Below are 16,135 nucleotides of genomic sequence, written 5' to 3' on the forward strand. Positions count from 1 at the left end.
GGCCGCGCGGCCTTCGCGGTCAGCCGTCGAGCCAGTCGCCGCCGGCACGGTCCGCTGCGTGGCCCCGGCCGTTCCACAGGAAGTCCGGGTGCGCGCACCCGACCATGCGGGCGAACAGGGCGGTGTCCTCCTGCCGGGTCGGCGGCCGGTGCGGCACGGGGAACGGTTCGGCGCCGACCGTACCGGAGCCGGTCTGGACCGCGCGCGCACCGGCCCCGCCCGCGAGGGCGGCGGTCACCGCGGCGACGTAGGTGCGGTGGAGGATCTCCCACACGGCGTCCGGGTCGCCGCGCCACTCACCGTGCAGGGCTTCGAAGGCAGCCGGCTCCCTGCGGAACGGGCGCCGGGCGGCCGGCCGTCCGGTGCGGCAGCGGTCCGAGAGGGCAGCCGCCCGGCCGACCAGACGCCGCGCGGTGGGCCGGGGCCCCGTCCGCAGGGTGACGCCGTCCGTCAGCAGGCCGGAGCAGGGGTGGGGCTCGGTGCCGCGCAGGGGGCAGTCCTCGCCCGGCAGGATGGTACCCGCGTACCTGCCGTCCCCGTGGGGCTCGGGCGCGAGACACCCCGGCTTCGCCACGTGGTGATCGGTCCGCCCGCTGCCAGGGCCGCGTGCCGGGCGCCGTCGTGACCGCCCGGGTTCAGCCCGACGTGACCGGCAGCACGTCGGGCGAGAGTGCCGCGGCTCGCGCCGTCGCGCTCGTCATCCGCTTGCGGTGGTGTCTGCGGCACAACACCTCGTACCCGACGACTTCCGCAGCCACGCCGACGTCCCCCACCACCACCTGCTCGCCCTCCACCACCATCTCGCCGTCGACGGTGCGGGCGTTGTGGGTGGCGCGGGCTCCGCACCAGCACATGGCCTCCACCTGGAGGGTCTCCACGCGGTCCGCGAGTTCCAGCAGGCGCTGCGAGCCGGGGAACAGTTTCGTGCGGAAGTCGGTGGTGATCCCGAAGGCGAACACGTCCAGCCCGAGGTCGTCGACGATCCGGGCGAGCTGGTCGACCTGCCCGGGGGCGAGGAACTGCGCCTCGTCGACGATCGCGTAGTCGCAGCGGCCGCCCCGGGACAGGTGGTCGACGACGTGCCCGTACAGGTCGAAGCCGTCGCCGGCCTCGACGGCCTCCGTCACCAGCCCGAGGCGCGAGGAGAGCCTGCCCTCGCCCGCACGGTCGTTGCGGGTGAAGATCATGCCCTGGAGCCCGCGTGCGGACCGGTTGTGCTCGATCTGCAGAGCCAGGGTGCTCTTTCCGCAGTCCATCGTTCCGGAGAAGAACACCAGCTCGGGCATGGGTGGGAGACGGCCTTTCAGGTCAGGGGCAGGGGTGGGACGAGGACTTCGGTACGGGCGCGGGACGCGGGTTACGAGCGTACTTCGAGCAGCGGGACGAGCTGCTCCGCCGCCGTCATGGAGCCGTGCATGCCCGCCATCGCCGACTCGTGGGGCTCCGCGGCGGACGCCGTGATCGCCACGTCGTCGTGCGCGGCGGCGACGACGTCGCCGATCCGACCGTGCACCCGCTCGTCCACGCCCGGCCCGAACCAGCCGGCGGCGACGGCCTCCTCGCGGCTCGCGACCCAGAACCGGTCGCCCAGCACCTCGCGCCAGCAGGCCAGCACGTCCGCGGCGGCGCCGGGCACCGCGTACACGTGGCGGGCGCGCCCCTCACCGCCGAGCAGGGCGACGCCGGCGCGCAGCTCCCAGTCCTCGTCGAAGTCGATGCGGCTCTCCTCGTCGAACGGGATGTCCACCATGCCGTGGTCGGCCGTCACGTACAGCGCGGCGCGGGGCGGGAGCTGCTCGGCGAGGCGGCGCACCAGCTGGTCGGCGTGCATGAGCTGGCCGCGCCAGGCGTCGGAGTCGACGCCGAAGCGGTGGCCCGCCCCGTCGACCTCGCTGTAGTACGTGTAGACGAGCGTCCGGTCGGCGGCGCCGAGCTGGCGGGCCGCGAGGTCCATGCGGTCTTCGCCGGAGAGCCTGCCGTGGAACGTCCCGCCGCTGAGCGCGATCTTGGTGAGCGGGGTGTCCTGGAACGCGGGGGACGACACCTGGGCGGTGTGCACGCCCGCCGCGTCGGCGAGCTGGAAGACCGTCGGGTAGGGCTGCCAGACGGCGGGGGACGTCCAGGGCCGCCACCGCAGCTGGTTCATCAGCCCGCCGGTGCCGGGGTCGCGCACGGTGTACCCGGCGAGACCGTGGCCGCCGGGTGGCAGTCCGGTGCCGACGGAGGCCAGCGACGTCGCGGTGGTGGCGGGGAAGCCGGAGGTCAGGGGCCTGCCGGTGCCGCCGCGTGAGGTGGCGAGGAGCGAGGCGAGGAAGGGCGCCTCGTCCGGGTGGGCCCTGACCTGCTCCCAGCCGAGTCCGTCGATGAGGAAGACGCAGACCCGGTCGGCCGGGGTCAGCTCGGCGATGCGGTGGTCGCAGCCGGGCACGCCGAGACCCGCCGCCAGGGTGGGCAGCAGGTCGGCGAGGGAGCCGGAGCCGTACGCGGGCACGGGCGCGGTGTCGAGGGCGAGCGGTACGGGCTCGTCGGGCCAGGCGGCGGCCGTGGTGGTGGGCTGGACCATCAGCGGACGGCGGCGGTGGCTTCGGACAGGGCCTGGGCGAAGACGAGGGCCTGGCGGACCGTCTCGGGGCCGTCGCCCGCCTCGCTGACGCGGAGGCTGAGGTCGTCGGCGGTGGAGTTGCCGGTGTAGCCGTGGTCCGCGTCGCAGTTCGGGTCGCCGCAGGCGGCGGGTTCCAGGTCGATGCGGGAGACCGCGCCCCAGCCGATCGTGAGGACGACCTCGCGGGGCAGGGTGCCGGGCGTGTACGCCTCCGGGTTGGCGACGACCCGGCTGAGCACCACGGACGAGATGCGGCCCAGCTTGACGGACTCGGTGGAGGTGGTCGCGTAGGGGGTCGGCGAGGTCGTGTCCGCGTTCTGCTCGTCGGTGTGGCTGACGATGAAGCGGGTGCCGGTGAGGACGAGGACGGTGACGTGCCGGCGGACCTCGTTGGCGTCGAAGGTGGTCTCCTGGTGCACGAGGTACGACGCGATCGCCTCGCCGCCGACGGCGGCCTCCACCGCCTCGGCCACCAGAGCCGGGTAGTAGCCGCTGCGCTCGATCGCCGCGCGCAGCCCCTGGGTCGTCGTACCGGTCTTCGCCATGGGCTCCATCCTAATCCCCGGGTGGGCCGCCTCAGCCCCGGCGAGAACGGCGCCGCGCGCTGCCCCCTCCCCCGGGCCGCCGCCGCGCCCGCCGCCTAGGCGGAGCCGGACGCATCGGCGCCGCGCCCTGCCCCGCCGGGGCGGGGCAGCGGGGCGCCGAGCAGCGGGGAGGGGTGGGGATGACGTACGGGCAGGAGCCGGCCCTGCGGCTCCGGGGGCCTCCGGGTGGGCCGGCTCGGCGGAGCCGGACGCGGGGGCCGCCTCCACCCGGGGTGCCGCGCTCGCCGTACGGGCGAGGGGCCGCGGCGGCGGGCGCGGCGCCTCGGCGGCAGCGGCAGGGGCCGCGGAGCGGACCGGCGCGCACCGGGCGGTGGCCCGGGGGCGGTGGCCGCGTCGTGACGGTCCGGGAAGGCCGTCGCGGGGCGGCCGGCCGCGGCTGCCTCCCTCCGGGGACCGCCGCGCGGGGTGCTGCACGCCACCCGCGGGGGTCGTCGCCCTCGCGCGGTGGCCCGTACGCCCCTTCGCCCCGGGCGCCTTACGGCCGCCGCCGCGTGCGCCGGCCCGGGGTGGGCCCGGCACCCGCGGTGCCCGGGCCGCCCCGGGCGGGGGCCGCTCAGTACGCGGGGAGGCGGCGGGGCCCGAGGTCGGTGCGGGCGGGCGGCGGGGCGAGCCGTACGGTCGCGTCGAGCACGGCGAGGCCGTGCGGGGCGACGACCACGGGCTCCAGGGCCACGGCGGTGATCTCGGGGTGGTCGTCGACCAGCCGTGAGACCCGGAGCAGCGGATCCTCCAGGGCCCGGGAGTCGACGGGGGTCGAACCGCGCCAGCCGAAGAGCAGGGGCGCGGTGCGGATGGACCGGATCTGCTCGGCCACATCGCGGTCGGTGGCGGGGACGAGGCGGTGCGCGGTGTCCCCCAGCAGCTCGGCGGGTGCCCCGGCGAGGCCGAAGGAGAGGACCGCGCCGACGCCCGGGTCGATGGCGGCGCGCACGACGGTGTCGACGCCGCGCGGCACCATCGACTGCACCACGGGGAGCGTCTCGGCGGGCTTGCCGAGCGTCTCGGTGAGCTCGGCGTACGCGGCGCACAACTGCTCCTCGCCGGCCAGGTCCAGGCGCACCCCGCCGAGGTCGGGGCGGTGGCGCAGGTGCGGAGCGGTGGCCTTGAGCGCCACGGGGTAGCCCAGGCGGGCGGCGGCCCGGACGGCGGAGTCCGGGTCGGGCGCGGCGAAGGCGGGGCGCACGGGGATGCCGTAGCGGCCGAGCAGCGACTGTGCCTCGGCCGGGGCGAGGGTGACCCCGTGCCCGCCCACTTCCTGGGCGGTGAGCAGGCGGTCGATCTGGGCGGCGGCCCCGGCTTCGTCGATGCCCTCGAACTCGGGCACGCGGCCGGGCTCCGCGGCCTTCCTGCGCCACTCGGCGTACTTCACCGCCTCGGCGAGGGCGCGGACCGCCCGCTCGGCTGCGGGGTAGGCGGGGATGTGCCGGGGGCCGGCGGGCTCACGTGGCCCGTCGGCGTCGGGGCGGTCGGGGAGCGGGCGGGCGCCGACGGTGCCGGTGCCCCCGGTGGCCGAGCCGTCGTGGCCGGGGGCGGCGGACGCCTCCGGGCGGTGCTGCCCGGCGGGGTCTGCGGGGGCTGGTCCAGCCGACCCGGCCCGTGCACGGTCGGCCTGTGTGCCGTCGGCGCGCGGGCGGTCGGTGTGCGGGCGGTCGGTGTGCGCCTTGTCGTCCTCGTGCGGCCGGGCACTGCCCGTGGGGCGGTCGTTGCCCGGCTGTCCCGTCGGCTGCCGGGCGAAGGCGCGCAGGCCGAGCGCCCACCATCCGGCGGTCCGGCGGCCGGGAGCGGGGCGGGAGCCGCCGGGGGAACTGTCGACGCCGTCCGGGTCGGCCGTCTGGTGGTCGGGCGCCGGGCGGTCAGGGTCCTGTGCCGGGGAGTCGGCACGTCGGGTCTCGTCGGCGGCCGGGTGCGGTGCCTCCGGGGCCCAGTCCGGCGGAACGGGCCGGGTCGGAGGGGCGGCGCCGCGTCCGGCGGGGGTCGCGGCCCGTTCGGACGGTGGTGCCTCCTGGTGGGACGGCACCGGGCCCCGGCCGAGCGGGGAGGCATCGGCGCCGGGCGCGGAGGGGGCGGCCTCCGGACGCAGGGCTTCGTGGGCGGGCGGGGTCGCCCGGTCGGGGCCTCCGTCCGTCCCGCCCGTGGCGGGCGGCACCGGTCCCTCGCTCGCGGGCACGGTGCCACGGTCCGGGGCGGGCGGCGGGGCGTCCTCGTCCGGCCGGGCGGCACGGTCGCCCGCCGGCGGGTGAGGGGCGGAGCCGTCGGGCACCTCCCCGTTCGCACGGGCGGGCGGCGCAGCCGTCCCGGGGTCCGCCGGGTGCGCCGGTCCTGCGGGTTCCGGTGCCGGGGCGGTGCTCGTCGCGGCGGCCAGCGCGTCGGCGAGCGCGCCCAGCTCGACGTGGACGACGACGACGGGCTTGGCCGGCGCCGTCGCGGACGCCGCGCGCAACGCCTCCGCCAGCACCTCCCCCTCGGCCTGCGGCTCCGTCGAGCCCTGCTCGCCCACCCACGGGATGGCGGTGACCACGACCGCGTCGCAGTTCTCGTCGTGCAGGGCCGCCGCGAGCGCGGCGCGGAAGTCATCGGGCGTGGCGGAGGTGGTCAGATCGCGTGGGCGAAGCGGCCGCAGCCCTTCCGCGAGGCACGCGTCGTACGTGAGGAGGCCGAGCGACTCCGAGTTGCCGAGGATCGCCACCCGCGGGCCGGCCGGCAGCGGCTGGCCCGCGAGGAGGATCCCGACGTCGACGAGTTCCGTGACGGTGTCGACGCGGATGACACCCGCCTGGCGCAGCAGTTCGGAGACCGTGGCGTGCGGGACGCGGGTGGCGGGCACGGCGTGGCCGGGGGGCGCGCTGCCGCTGTGGCGTCCGCCCTGGACGGCCACCACGGGCTTGGCCACGGCGGTGCGGCGGGCCAGCCGCGTGAACTTGCGGGGATTGCCGATCGACTCCAGGTACAGCAGGACGACGTCGGTGCCACTGTCCTCGTACCAGTACTGGAGTATGTCGTTGCCCGAGACGTCGGCGCGGTTCCCCGCGGACACGAACGAGGACACGCCGGCGCCCCGGCGGTGGAGTCCGGCGAGCAGGGCGATGCCGATGGCGCCGGACTGGGTGAAGAGACCGATCCGTCCGGCGGCCGGCAGCTGGGGCGCGAGGGAGGCGTTGAGGCGGACGTCGTCGGCGGTGTTCAGGATGCCGAAGGCGTTGGGGCCGATGACGCGCATGCCGTACGAGCGTGCCTGGCGCACCAGGGCGCGCTGCCGCTCGCGTCCGGCGGGGCCGCTCTCGGCGTATCCGGCGGAGAGGACGACGAGGCCGCGCACGCCGTGGTCGCCGCACTCGGCGACCACGGACGGCACGTGGTCCGCGGGTACGGCGACCACGGCCAGGTCGACGGGCTCGCCTATGCCGGTGACCGAGCGGTACGCGGGGACGCCGTCCAGGGTGGTCGGTGCGTCCGGGAGTGCGGTGTTCACGGCGTGGACGCGGCCCGTGTACCCGGACTCCAGGATGTTGCGCAGGACGGTGCGGCCGACGCCGCCGGGGGTGCGGCCCGCCCCGATGACGGCGATCGACCCCGGCGCGAGGAGCCGCTGCACCGAGCGGGCCTCGGCGCGCTGCTCGCGGGCCCGCTGGACGGCGAGGGCCCGGTCGGTGGGCTCCAGGTCGAGGTGGAGGCGGACGGCGCCGTCCTCGAAGCTGCGCTTCTGGGTGTACCCGGCGTCCGTGAACACCTTGATCATCTTGGTGTTCGCGGGGAGCACCTCCGCGGCGAAGCGGCGGACGCCCCGCTCGCGCGCGCAGGCGGCGATGTGCTCCAGCAGGGCGGAGGCGACGCCCCGGCCCTGGTGGGCGTCCTGGACGAGGAAGGCGACCTCGGCCTCGTCGGCCGGGGCGGCGGCGGGACGGCCGTGCGCGTCGATGCGGTCGTAGCGGACGGTGCCGATGAACTCGCCTCCGATGGTGGCGGCGAGGCCCACCCGGTCCACGTAGTCGTGGTGGGTGAAGTGGTGGACGTCCTTCGCGGAGAGCCGGGGGTAGGGCGCGAAGAACCGGTAGTACTTCGACTCGTCCGAGACCTGTTCGTAGAAGCTGACCAGGCGTTCCGCGTCGTCCGTGGTGATCGGCCGGATGCGGGCGGTGCCTCCGTCGCGGAGGACGACGTCGGCCTCCCAGTGGTCGGGGTAGGCGTGGACCGGCTGCGGGGCCGGTGGTTCCGACTGATCGGACGGGTTCCGCATGGGCCAAGCGTACGGCGCTCGTACGGATGACGGAGCGGTTCGCGGGCCCGGCGGGCGCAGCAGGGCCGGTCGCCGTACGACACGGGCCGGAAGGCCGTGCGGCGCGGGGGCCGGACGGCCCGGCGCGGGACACTGTGCCGGCGGGCCGGTCCGAGCACGGCGCACCCCGTGGCACACTGGTCTAGACAACCCCTAGCACCTGAAGGGCAACACCATGGCTGAGCGCCGCGTCAACGTCGGTTGGGCCGAGGGCCTGCACGCCCGCCCCGCCTCCATCTTCGTCCGTGCCGCCACGGCGTCCGGCGTCCCGGTGACGATCGCCAAGGCGGGCGGCGCTCCGGTCAACGCCGCGTCGATGCTCGCGGTGCTGGGTCTGGGCGCGCAGGGCGGCGAGGAGATCGTGCTCGCGTCCGACGCAGAGGGCGCGGAGGCGGCCCTGGACCGTCTGGCGAAGCTGGTCGCCGAGGGTCTTGAGGAGCTCCCCGAGACCGTCTGACCCCGCGGCGCCATCGTCGGCGCCCGCAACGGTCACGAAGCCGCGCCACCCCCGTGGGGTGGCGCGGCTTCGTGCACGCGGCGGCTCCCGGAAGCGGCGGCGGTGTGGTTCCGGCTGCCCGGCGCAGGGCGGCGCCCCGGCGGAACGTGGCGGTGGCACGACGCCTGACCCGGAAAGCCCGGCGGGCAGCGCCGGCGGCACGCCGGGCGAACCGGGCAACCCGCCGGAGCGCGACCGCCACCGCCGGACAGCGGAACCCGGAGGCCCGATGGGAACACGACGGCCGCACAGCCCGGGCGGGGGCCGGAACCGGTCCACTCCGGCCCGCCGGGCGTTCCGGCACACCGCTTTCCGGCCTCACTGCTCCCTGCACTCGGCTATTCCGGCGCAGCGATATTACCCACACCGCATTTCCCCCTCACCTGCCGACGGGGAATTCCGGGCAGCCCGGTAAAACGGCCAGGCCATTTCGCTCTCCCTTGTATACGGCACGGCCGTTAATTCCGCGGTCCCCCGGTGTTGACGGGGTGTTGCGAAGCTCTCACACGGTCCGGACGGCGCAGCCGGTGCACGCCGCGCCAGCGCTCGGCGTGCTGGGTGGCGAGCGCACGGGCCCGCTCCGCGTCGCCGCGCGCCACCGCGTCGACGATCGCGCCGTGCTCGGCCCAGACGTCGGCCGGCCGGGACGGCTGGTCGACCGCGTACATCCAGGCGATCTTCTGCCGGAGCTGGGTCAGCAGCGCCGTCAGCCCCGGGCTCGCCGCGGCCTGGGCGAGCGTCTCGTGGAACCAGGCGTCGAGCGACCGCAGGTCCTCGCCCTGACCGTGGCGGGCACGCTGCTGACCGAGCCGTACGAGCCCGCGCAGCACCTTGAGGTGGGCGTCCGTGCGGCGCTGGGCCGCGCGTGCGGCTCCGAGGGGCTCCAGGAGGGCACGCATCTCCAGCAGGTCGGCGGCCTCCTGCTCGCTCGGCTCCGCGACGAACGCCCCGACGTGCCGTCGGGAGGTGACGAAACCCTCGGACTCCAGGGTGCGCAGCGCCTCGCGGACCGGGACGCGCGACACCCCGTAGCGGCGGGCCAGCTGCTCCTCGGCGAGCCGGCTGCCGCGCGGCAGGACTCCGGAGACGATGTCCGTGCGGATCGCCGTGCATACCGAGTGCGCCGGAATGCGCATACCGGACCTCCGAATCGCTCCGCCCACCGTTTATGCCCCCGAAACCCACAAGCCGGCCGCCGCTTGGCGTGACTCTATGACAACCGCGCTGTTTTTCCGATGCCCCGCCGTAATTCATGGCGACTTTTCAGCCGAACACAGACGGGAAACGAACACGGACGGGGCTGAGGCCGCATGCGAGCCGGCCCCGGGTGGGGCAGGGACCCGGCGGCACGGATCCACCCGGCTCCCGGGAGGACCGGAACGCCGTCTCCGTCCACGCGCACCGGAGCGAGGCGAAAGCTCCGGCTCCGGCTCCGGCTCCGGCTCCGGCTCCGGCTCCGGGGCAGGCAAGAGGAAGACCCCGGCTGCTGCGCTTCGGAGCCGGGGTCTTCGCTGTGGTGTCGGGGAACGGCGTGTCAGACGCGGACGCCGCGGGCCCGCAGGTAGGCGACGGGGTCGATGTCGGAGCCGTACTCCGCGCCCGTGCGGGCCTCGAAGTGGAGGTGCGGGCCCGTCGAGTTGCCGGTCGAGCCGGAGACGCCGATCTGCTGGCCGGGCGCGACGGTCTGGCCGACGGCCACGGTGACGGAGGCGAGGTGGCCGTACTGGGTGTAGGTGCCGTCGTGCATGCGGATCACCACGTTGTTTCCGTAGGCGCCGCCCCAGCCGGCCTCCACGACGGTGCCGAGACCCACGGAGACGACGCTGGAGCCGTACGGGGCGTGGAAGTCGATGCCGGAGTGGCTGCCGGAGGACCACAGGCCACCGCCGGCCTGGTACGCGGTGGAGACGTACGAGCCGGCGACGGGCAGCTGGAAGGAGTGCAGGCGCCTGCGCTCCTCCTCACGGTCGGCGCGCTCCTTGGCCGCGCGCGCCTCCTGGAACCTGGCTTCGGCCTGGCGCCTGGCCTCCTGCTCGGCCTGGGCCTGGCGTTCGGTGGCGGTGGCGGCCTCCTCCTGCACGGCGGCCTGCTCCCGGACCTCCTCGGCGAGACCGTGACCGGTGATCGTCTTGGTCGGCCCGGTGCTGTCCAGCGCCTCCAGGGTGCCGGTGAGCGCGGCCTCCCGGCCTGCCGCGGACGCCGGGGAGGTGAGGGTTCCGATGACGCCGGTGGTGGCGAGGGCGGCGACGCCTGCGGCGTGCGCGCTCCTGCGGGTCATCCGGCCGGGGGCACGGTGCTTCCCGGTGGCACGGGTGAACGCCATGAAGTGGGGTGATCCTTTCCTTCCTTCTCGCCTACCGGGTTAGCTGACGGGTTCGGAGCAGGAAGGTCTCCTACGGCCCCCTCCGCACGGTGGCGAAGGCGGCCGATTCACCCCAGGGGACGTGTGGGTCCCCGGCTCCCCAGGCTCGCGCCTGACGGGGATTCGGCGATCGCTGTCCGGTGCCGCGGGTGCGGCGGGTGCAGCGGGCGGACAGCGACGAAGACGCTATGCGGCGGATCTTTCAATCACCAAACGGACACGGTTTTTTGTAGCGCACGCCACAGGGCAGACACCCAGGCTCCCCATCAAAACGGGCATAGTGCCGGAACGATCGGAACCCCGACGTCCGTATCGGACGTCGGGGTTCCGGGGAGCGGTGGACCGCGGGTCCGGACGGGCCGTCAATCAGCCGGAGACGACCGTCACTTCACCGATGCCGAGCGCCTCGACCGGCTCCTTGATGACCGCGGCGTCACCGACGAGGACGGTGACGAGCCGGTCCGGCGGGAAGGCGCTGACGACCGCCGCGGTGGCCTCCACGGTGCCGGTCTCGGCCAGCCTGCGGTACAGCTCCGCCTGGAAGTCGTCCGGCAGGTGCTGCTCGACCTGGTCGGCCAGGGTGCCCGCGACCGCCGCCGCCGTTTCGTACCGCAGCGGCGCGACGCCCACGAGGTTGTGGACGGCCGCGTCCCGCTCCGCGTCGGTGAGGCCCTCCTCGGCGAGGGTGCGCAGCACCTTCCACAGGTCGTCCAGGGCGGGACCGGTGTGCGGTGTGTCGACGGAGCCGTTGATCGCCAGCATCGCGGCGCCGGTGCCCTCCGGCGTGGAGCGCAGCACCTGCCCGAAGGCCCGCACGCCGTACGTGTAGCCCTTCTCCTCGCGCAGGACGCGGTCGAGCCGCGAGGTGAGGGTGCCGCCCAGGCAGTACGTGCCGACGACCTGCGCGGGCCACACGCGGTCGTGCCGGTCGGGGCCGATGCGGCCGATGAGCAGCTGTGTCTGCACCGCGCCCGGCCGGTCCACGATGACGACGCGTCCCGTGTCGTCCGCGGTCACCGGCGGGGCCGTGCGCGGCTTCGCGGCGGTGCCGGTCCAGGTGCCGAGCGACTCCGCGAGGACGGCGTCCAGGTCGATGCCCGTCAGGTCGCCCACGACCACGGCGGTGGCCGACGCGGGCCGCACGTGGGCCTCGTAGAAGGCGCGGACGGCGGCCGCGTCGATCCGTGCGACGGTCTCCTCGGTGCCCTGGCGCGGCCGGGACATCCGGGACGCCGCGGGGAACAGCTCGGCGTACAGCTGCTTGGCGGCGCGACGGCCCGGGTTGGCCGTCTCGTGCGGGATCTCGTCGAGGCGGTTGCGGACGAGGCGCTCCACCTCGCTGTCCGCGAAGGCCGGGGCCCGCAGCGCCTCGGCCAGCAGCCCCAGGGCCTTCGGCAGCCGGGAGGCGGGGACCTCCAGGGAGACCCGGACGCCGGGGTGGTCGGCGTGCGCGTCCAGGGTGGCCCCGCAGCGCTCCAGCTCGGCCGCGAACTCCTCGGCCGTGTGCTTGTCGGTGCCTTCGGAGAGGGCGCGCGCCATGATCGTGGCGACGCCGTCGAGCCCTTCGGGCTCGGCGTCGAGCGGGGCGTCGAGGTCGATCTCGACGGCGACGACCTGCTGACCGGGGCGGTGGCAGCGCAGCACGGTCAGGCCGTTGTCGAGCGTGCCGCGCTCGGGGGCGGGGAACGCCCACGGGCGCGGCGTGCCGCCGGTGGGCTGCGGGTGGAAGTCCATGCTGGTCAGAGACACGGCAGCGTCGCTCACTGGTCCGCACCCTCTTCCTGGTCGTCGCTGTCGGTCGTCTGGTCGTCGGCGGCCTTGTCCACGGGCTCGTAGACGAGCACGGCGCGGTTGTCGGGACGCAGCCGCTCCGCGGCGACCGCCTGCACCTCCTCGGCGGTCACCTCCAGGACGCGCTGGACCGCGGTGAGGGCGCGCTGCGGGTCGCCGAACAGCACCGCGTAGCGGCACAGTTCGTCGGCGCGGCCGGCGACGGTGCCGAGCCGGTCCAGCCACTCGCGCTCCAGCTGGGCCTGGGCCCGCTCCATCTCCTCGGGCGTGGGCCCCTGGGCGGCGAACCGGGCCAGCTCCTCGTCGACGGCGGCCTCGATGGCGGGCACCTCGACGTCCGCGGACGCCTTCACGTCGAGCCAGCCCAGAGACGGCGCGCCGGCGAGCCGCAGGAGGCCGAAGCCGGCCGCGACGGCCGTGCGGTCACGGCGGACGAGCCGGTTGTGGAGGCGGGAGGACTCCCCGCCGCCGAGGATGGTGAGCGCCAGGTCGGCCGCGTCGCACGCACGGGTGCCGTCCTGCGGGAGGCGGTAGGCCGCCAGGAGGGCGCGGGCCGGGACGTCCTCCTCCACGACCTGGCGGAGCTGCTCGCCGATGACGTCGGGAAGCGTGCCGTCGCGGGGGTCGGGCTTGCCGTCGTGCCCGGGGATGGAGCCGAAGTACTTCTCGACCCAGGCGAGCGTCTGCTCCGGGTCGATGTCGCCCACCACGGACAGGACGGCGTTGTTGGGCGCGTAGTAGGTCCGGAAGAAGTTCCTGGCGTCCTCCAGGGTGGCGGCGTCCAGGTCGGCCATGGAGCCGATGGGCGTGTGGTGGTAGGGGTGCCCGTCCGGGTAGGCGAGCGCGGTGAGCCGCTCGAAGGCGGTGCCGTAGGGCACGTTGTCGTACCGCTGGCGGCGCTCGTTCTTGACGACGTCCCGCTGGTTCTCCATGGACTCGTCGTCGAGGGCGGCCAGGAGGGAGCCCATCCGGTCCGCCTCCAGCCACAGCGCGAGCTCCAGCTGGTGGGCGGGCATGGTCTCGAAGTAGTTGGTGCGCTCGAAGCTGGTGGTGCCGTTGAGGGAGCCGCCGGCGCCCTGCACGAGCTCGAAGTGGCCGTTGCCCTTGACCTGCTTGGAGCCCTGGAACATCAGGTGCTCGAAGAGGTGGGCCAGGCCGGTGCGGCCCTTGACCTCGTGGCGGGAGCCGACGTCGTACCAGAGGCACACCGCGGCGACCGGGGTCAGGTGGTCCTCGGAAAGCACCACGCGCAGACCGTTGGCCAGCCGGTGCTCGGTCGCTTTCAGGCCTCCGGAGCCGGCCGGGGCTGTGGCCGTGTGACCCTTGGGCATGTACGTCCCTTCGATCGCGTCTGGGGAACCCTGGGTACGTCGGGAAGACGTCCGGGGAAAGTCCTGCCACTGTATGCAAGCGCACGGGCGCTCCGGGAAGTTCCCGGAGGCGCCGGGCGTCCCTCTTCCGGGTCGCGGTCGGCCGTGTCAGTGGGACGGTCCACAATGGTCCGCGTCAGATCAACCTTGTTGGTGAAGGAGCCGCAGCAGCGATGGCCCGCCGCAGCACGAAGACCACGCCGCCCGACGATTTCGAGGAGCGGATCCTCGACATCGACGTCGTCGACGAGATGCAGGGCTCCTTCCTCGAGTACGCGTACTCGGTGATCTACTCCCGGGCCCTGCCGGACGCCCGGGACGGCCTGAAGCCCGTGCACCGGCGCATCGTGTACCAGATGAACGAGATGGGGCTGCGGCCGGACCGCGGCTTCGTCAAGTGCGCCCGTGTCGTCGGCGAGGTGATGGGCAAGCTCCATCCGCACGGCGACGCCTCGATCTACGACGCGCTGGTGCGCATGGCGCAGCCGTTCTCGATGCGGCTGCCGCTGGTGGACGGCCACGGCAACTTCGGCTCGCTCGGCAACGACGACCCGCCGGCCGCCATGCGGTACACGGAGTGCCGCGCGGCGGACGCGGCGAGCCTGATGACGGAGTCGATCGACGAGAACACCGTCGACTTCGCCCCGAACTACGACGGGCAGGAGCGCGAGCCCGTCGCCCTGCCGGCCGCGTTCCCGAACCTGCTGGTCAACGGCGCGTCCGGAATCGCGGTCGGCATGGCGACGAACATGCCGCCGCACAACCTGGGCGAGGTCATCGCCGCCGCCCGGCACCTGATCAGGCACCCGGGCGCGGACCTGGAGACCCTGATGCGGTTCGTGCCGGGCCCCGACCTGCCGACGGGCGGGCGGATCGTCGGTCTGAACGGCATCAAGGACGCGTACGACTCCGGTCGCGGCACCTTCAAGATCCGCGCCACGGCGACGGTGGAGAACGTCACTCCGCGCCGCAAGGGCATCGTGGTCACGGAGCTGCCGTTCACGGTCGGCCCGGAGAAGGTCATCGCCAAGATCAAGGACCTGGTCGGCGCGAAGAAGCTCCAGGGCATCGCGGACGTCAAGGACCTCACGGACCGGGAGCACGGACTCCGGCTGGTCATCGAGATCAAGAACGGCTTCGTGCCCGAGGCCGTGCTGGAGCAGCTGTACAAGCTGACGCCGATGGAGAAGTCCTTCGGCATCAACAACGTGGCCCTGGTGGACGGGCAGCCCGTCACGCTCGGCCTGAAGGAGCTGCTGGAGGTCTACCTCGACCACCGCTTCGAGGTGGTGCGGCGGCGCAGCGAGTTCCGCCGCGGCAGGAAGCAGGACCGGCTGCACCTGGTCGAGGGCCTGTTGGTGGCGCTCGTCGACATCGACGAGGTGATCCGGCTGATCCGGTCGAGTGAGAACTCGGCGGAGGCCAAGCAGCGCCTGATGGAGCGGTTCGGTCTGAGCGAGGTGCAGACGCAGTACATCCTCGACACGCCGCTGCGCCGGCTCACGAAGTTCGACCGGCTGGAGCTGGAGGCGGAGCGGGACCGGCTGACCGACGAGATCGAGCAGTTGACGCGGATCCTGGACTCGGACGCCGAGCTGCGCAAGCTGGTGTCGTCCGAGCTGGCCGCGGTGGCGAAGAAGTTCGCCACGCCGCGGCGCACGGTGCTGCTGGAGTCGGCGGGCGCCGCGGCCCCCGCGATGCCGCTGGAGGTCGAGGACTCCCCCTGCCGGGTCCTGCTGTCCTCGACGGGGCTGCTGGCCCGTACGGCCTCGGGCGAACCGCTGCCGGAGGCCGGGGGCCGGCGGGTCAAGCACGACGTGGTCGTGTCGGCCGTGGCGGCGACGGTGCGGGGCACGGTGGGCGCGGTGACGTCCGCCGGCCGGCTGCTGCGCGTCTCCGTGGTCGACCTGCCGCAACTGCCGGACACGGCGGCGGCGCCGAACCTGGCGGGCGGGGCGCCGCTGTCGGAGTTCCTGACGCTGGAGAAGGACGAGACGGTCGTCTGCCTGACGACGCTGGACGAGGCGTCGCCCGGGCTGGCGCTGGGCACCCTGCAGGGCGTGGTGAAGCGGGTGGTGCCGGACTATCCCGCGAACAAGGACGAGTTGGAGGTCATGTCCCTGAAGGAGGGCGACCGGATCGTCGGGGGCGCGGAGCTGCGGACCGGCGAGGAGGACCTCGTCTTCATCACCTCGGACGCGCAGCTGCTGCGGTACCCGGCCTCGCAGGTGCGTCCGCAGGGCCGCGCCGCCGGTGGTATGGCGGGCGTGAAGCTGACGGCGGGCGCGCGGGTGCTGTCGTTCACCGCCGTGGACCCGGCGGCCGACGCGGTGGTGTTCACCGTCGCGGGGGCGACGGGGCAGCTGGACGCGTCGGCCGGTACGTCGGCGAAGCTGACGCCGTTCGACCAGTACCCGCGCAAGGGCCGGGCCACGGGAGGTGTGCGGTGCCAGCGGTTCCTGAAGGGCGAGGACGCCTTGGTGTTCGCCTGGGCGGGTGAGACCCCGGCGCGCGCCGCGCAGAAGAACGGCGCCCCGGTGGAGCTGCCGGACCCGGACCCGCGCCGGGACGGGTCCGGTGTGCCGCTGGTGAAGCCGGTGGCGGTGGTCGCCGGTCCGGCGGCGTAGCGGCTGTCC

General features: G+C 74.7%; 11 protein-coding genes and 1 riboswitch. Of the genes, 2 read left to right on the forward strand and 9 right to left on the reverse strand.

The features are described from left to right. Positions 1 to 19: 19 nt before the first annotated feature. From BJP40_RS12700 to BJP40_RS12720, 5 genes are all read right to left on the reverse strand, one after another. Positions 20 to 574, reverse strand: coding sequence for a hypothetical protein (locus BJP40_RS12700; protein WP_071280455.1), 555 nt, complete (start codon positions 572 to 574; stop codon positions 20 to 22). 61 nt (positions 575 to 635) lie between these two features. Further along, complete coding sequence (locus tag BJP40_RS12705) at positions 636 to 1,286, reverse strand: thymidine kinase (protein ID WP_071280456.1); 651 nt, start codon at positions 1,284 to 1,286, stop codon at positions 636 to 638. A gap of 71 nt (positions 1,287 to 1,357) precedes the next feature. After that, the gene (locus BJP40_RS12710) at positions 1,358 to 2,563 is read right to left on the reverse strand and encodes an alkaline phosphatase family protein (RefSeq protein ID WP_071271070.1); all 1,206 of its coding nucleotides are present in this window, start codon (positions 2,561 to 2,563) and stop codon (positions 1,358 to 1,360) included. Beyond that, on the reverse strand, positions 2,563 to 3,147 hold the full coding sequence (locus BJP40_RS12715) for a DUF5998 family protein (protein WP_071280457.1): 585 nt from the start codon (positions 3,145 to 3,147) through the stop codon (positions 2,563 to 2,565). Before BJP40_RS12715 ends, BJP40_RS12710 begins: the two co-directional genes overlap by 1 nt. Positions 3,148 to 3,760: 613 nt before the next feature. Continuing rightward, positions 3,761 to 7,441, reverse strand: coding sequence for a bifunctional GNAT family N-acetyltransferase/acetate--CoA ligase family protein (locus BJP40_RS12720; RefSeq protein ID WP_071280458.1), 3,681 nt, complete (start codon positions 7,439 to 7,441; stop codon positions 3,761 to 3,763). A gap of 214 nt (positions 7,442 to 7,655) precedes the next feature. On the opposite strand from BJP40_RS12720, the gene BJP40_RS12725 reads away from it, so the two are divergent. Continuing rightward, positions 7,656 to 7,937: an HPr family phosphocarrier protein gene (locus BJP40_RS12725; RefSeq protein WP_071275165.1), complete on the forward strand. Its 282-nt coding sequence runs from the start codon at positions 7,656 to 7,658 to the stop codon at positions 7,935 to 7,937. A 497-nt stretch (positions 7,938 to 8,434) separates the two neighbouring features. Here the strand turns inward: BJP40_RS12725 and BJP40_RS12730 are convergent, their stop codons facing one another. From BJP40_RS12730 to BJP40_RS12745, 4 genes are all read right to left on the reverse strand, one after another. After that, the gene (locus BJP40_RS12730) at positions 8,435 to 9,112 is read right to left on the reverse strand and encodes a GntR family transcriptional regulator (protein ID WP_071280459.1); all 678 of its coding nucleotides are present in this window, start codon (positions 9,110 to 9,112) and stop codon (positions 8,435 to 8,437) included. Between the two features lie 398 nt (positions 9,113 to 9,510). Next, positions 9,511 to 10,299 (reverse strand): M23 family metallopeptidase, encoded by a 789-nt coding sequence (locus tag BJP40_RS12735; RefSeq protein ID WP_071280460.1) that lies wholly within the window; start codon positions 10,297 to 10,299, stop codon positions 9,511 to 9,513. 14 nt (positions 10,300 to 10,313) lie between these two features. Next, a riboswitch (cyclic di-AMP (ydaO/yuaA leader) is annotated at positions 10,314 to 10,477 on the reverse strand. A gap of 227 nt (positions 10,478 to 10,704) precedes the next feature. Continuing rightward, a complete protein-coding gene (locus BJP40_RS12740; RefSeq protein WP_071280511.1) occupies positions 10,705 to 12,072 on the reverse strand; it encodes a pitrilysin family protein in 1,368 nt (455 codons plus the stop codon). Positions 12,073 to 12,098: 26 nt separating this feature from the next. Then, positions 12,099 to 13,460: a pitrilysin family protein gene (locus BJP40_RS12745; protein ID WP_071280461.1), complete on the reverse strand. Its 1,362-nt coding sequence runs from the start codon at positions 13,458 to 13,460 to the stop codon at positions 12,099 to 12,101. A 212-nt stretch (positions 13,461 to 13,672) separates the two neighbouring features. Between BJP40_RS12745 and BJP40_RS12750 the strand changes: the two genes are divergently transcribed. Further along, complete coding sequence (locus BJP40_RS12750; RefSeq protein WP_071280462.1) at positions 13,673 to 16,126, forward strand: DNA topoisomerase (ATP-hydrolyzing) subunit A; 2,454 nt, start codon at positions 13,673 to 13,675, stop codon at positions 16,124 to 16,126. Positions 16,127 to 16,135 lie beyond the last annotated feature (9 nt).

Source organism: Streptomyces sp. CC53 (assembly GCF_001865245.1).
GTDB lineage: Bacteria > Actinomycetota > Actinomycetes > Streptomycetales > Streptomycetaceae > Streptomyces.

Bases quoted from the DNA above. Each gene is read 5' to 3' on its own strand.
- BJP40_RS12705 (WP_071280456.1), bottom strand. From the start codon at position 1,286: ATGCCCGAGCTGGTGTTCTTCTCCGGAACGATGGACTGCGGAAAGAGC.
- BJP40_RS12710 (WP_071271070.1), bottom strand. From the start codon at position 2,563: ATGGTCCAGCCCACCACCACGGCCGCCGCCTGGCCCGACGAGCCCGTA.
- BJP40_RS12715 (WP_071280457.1), bottom strand. From the start codon at position 3,147: ATGGCGAAGACCGGTACGACGACCCAGGGGCTGCGCGCGGCGATCGAG.
- BJP40_RS12720 (WP_071280458.1), bottom strand. From the start codon at position 7,441: ATGCGGAACCCGTCCGATCAGTCGGAACCACCGGCCCCGCAGCCGGTC.
- BJP40_RS12725 (WP_071275165.1), top strand. From the start codon at position 7,656: ATGGCTGAGCGCCGCGTCAACGTCGGTTGGGCCGAGGGCCTGCACGCC.
- BJP40_RS12730 (WP_071280459.1), bottom strand. From the start codon at position 9,112: ATGCGCATTCCGGCGCACTCGGTATGCACGGCGATCCGCACGGACATC.
- BJP40_RS12735 (WP_071280460.1), bottom strand. From the start codon at position 10,299: ATGGCGTTCACCCGTGCCACCGGGAAGCACCGTGCCCCCGGCCGGATG.
- BJP40_RS12740 (WP_071280511.1), bottom strand. From the start codon at position 12,072: ATGGACTTCCACCCGCAGCCCACCGGCGGCACGCCGCGCCCGTGGGCG.
- BJP40_RS12745 (WP_071280461.1), bottom strand. From the start codon at position 13,460: ATGCCCAAGGGTCACACGGCCACAGCCCCGGCCGGCTCCGGAGGCCTG.
- BJP40_RS12750 (WP_071280462.1), top strand. From the start codon at position 13,673: ATGGCCCGCCGCAGCACGAAGACCACGCCGCCCGACGATTTCGAGGAG.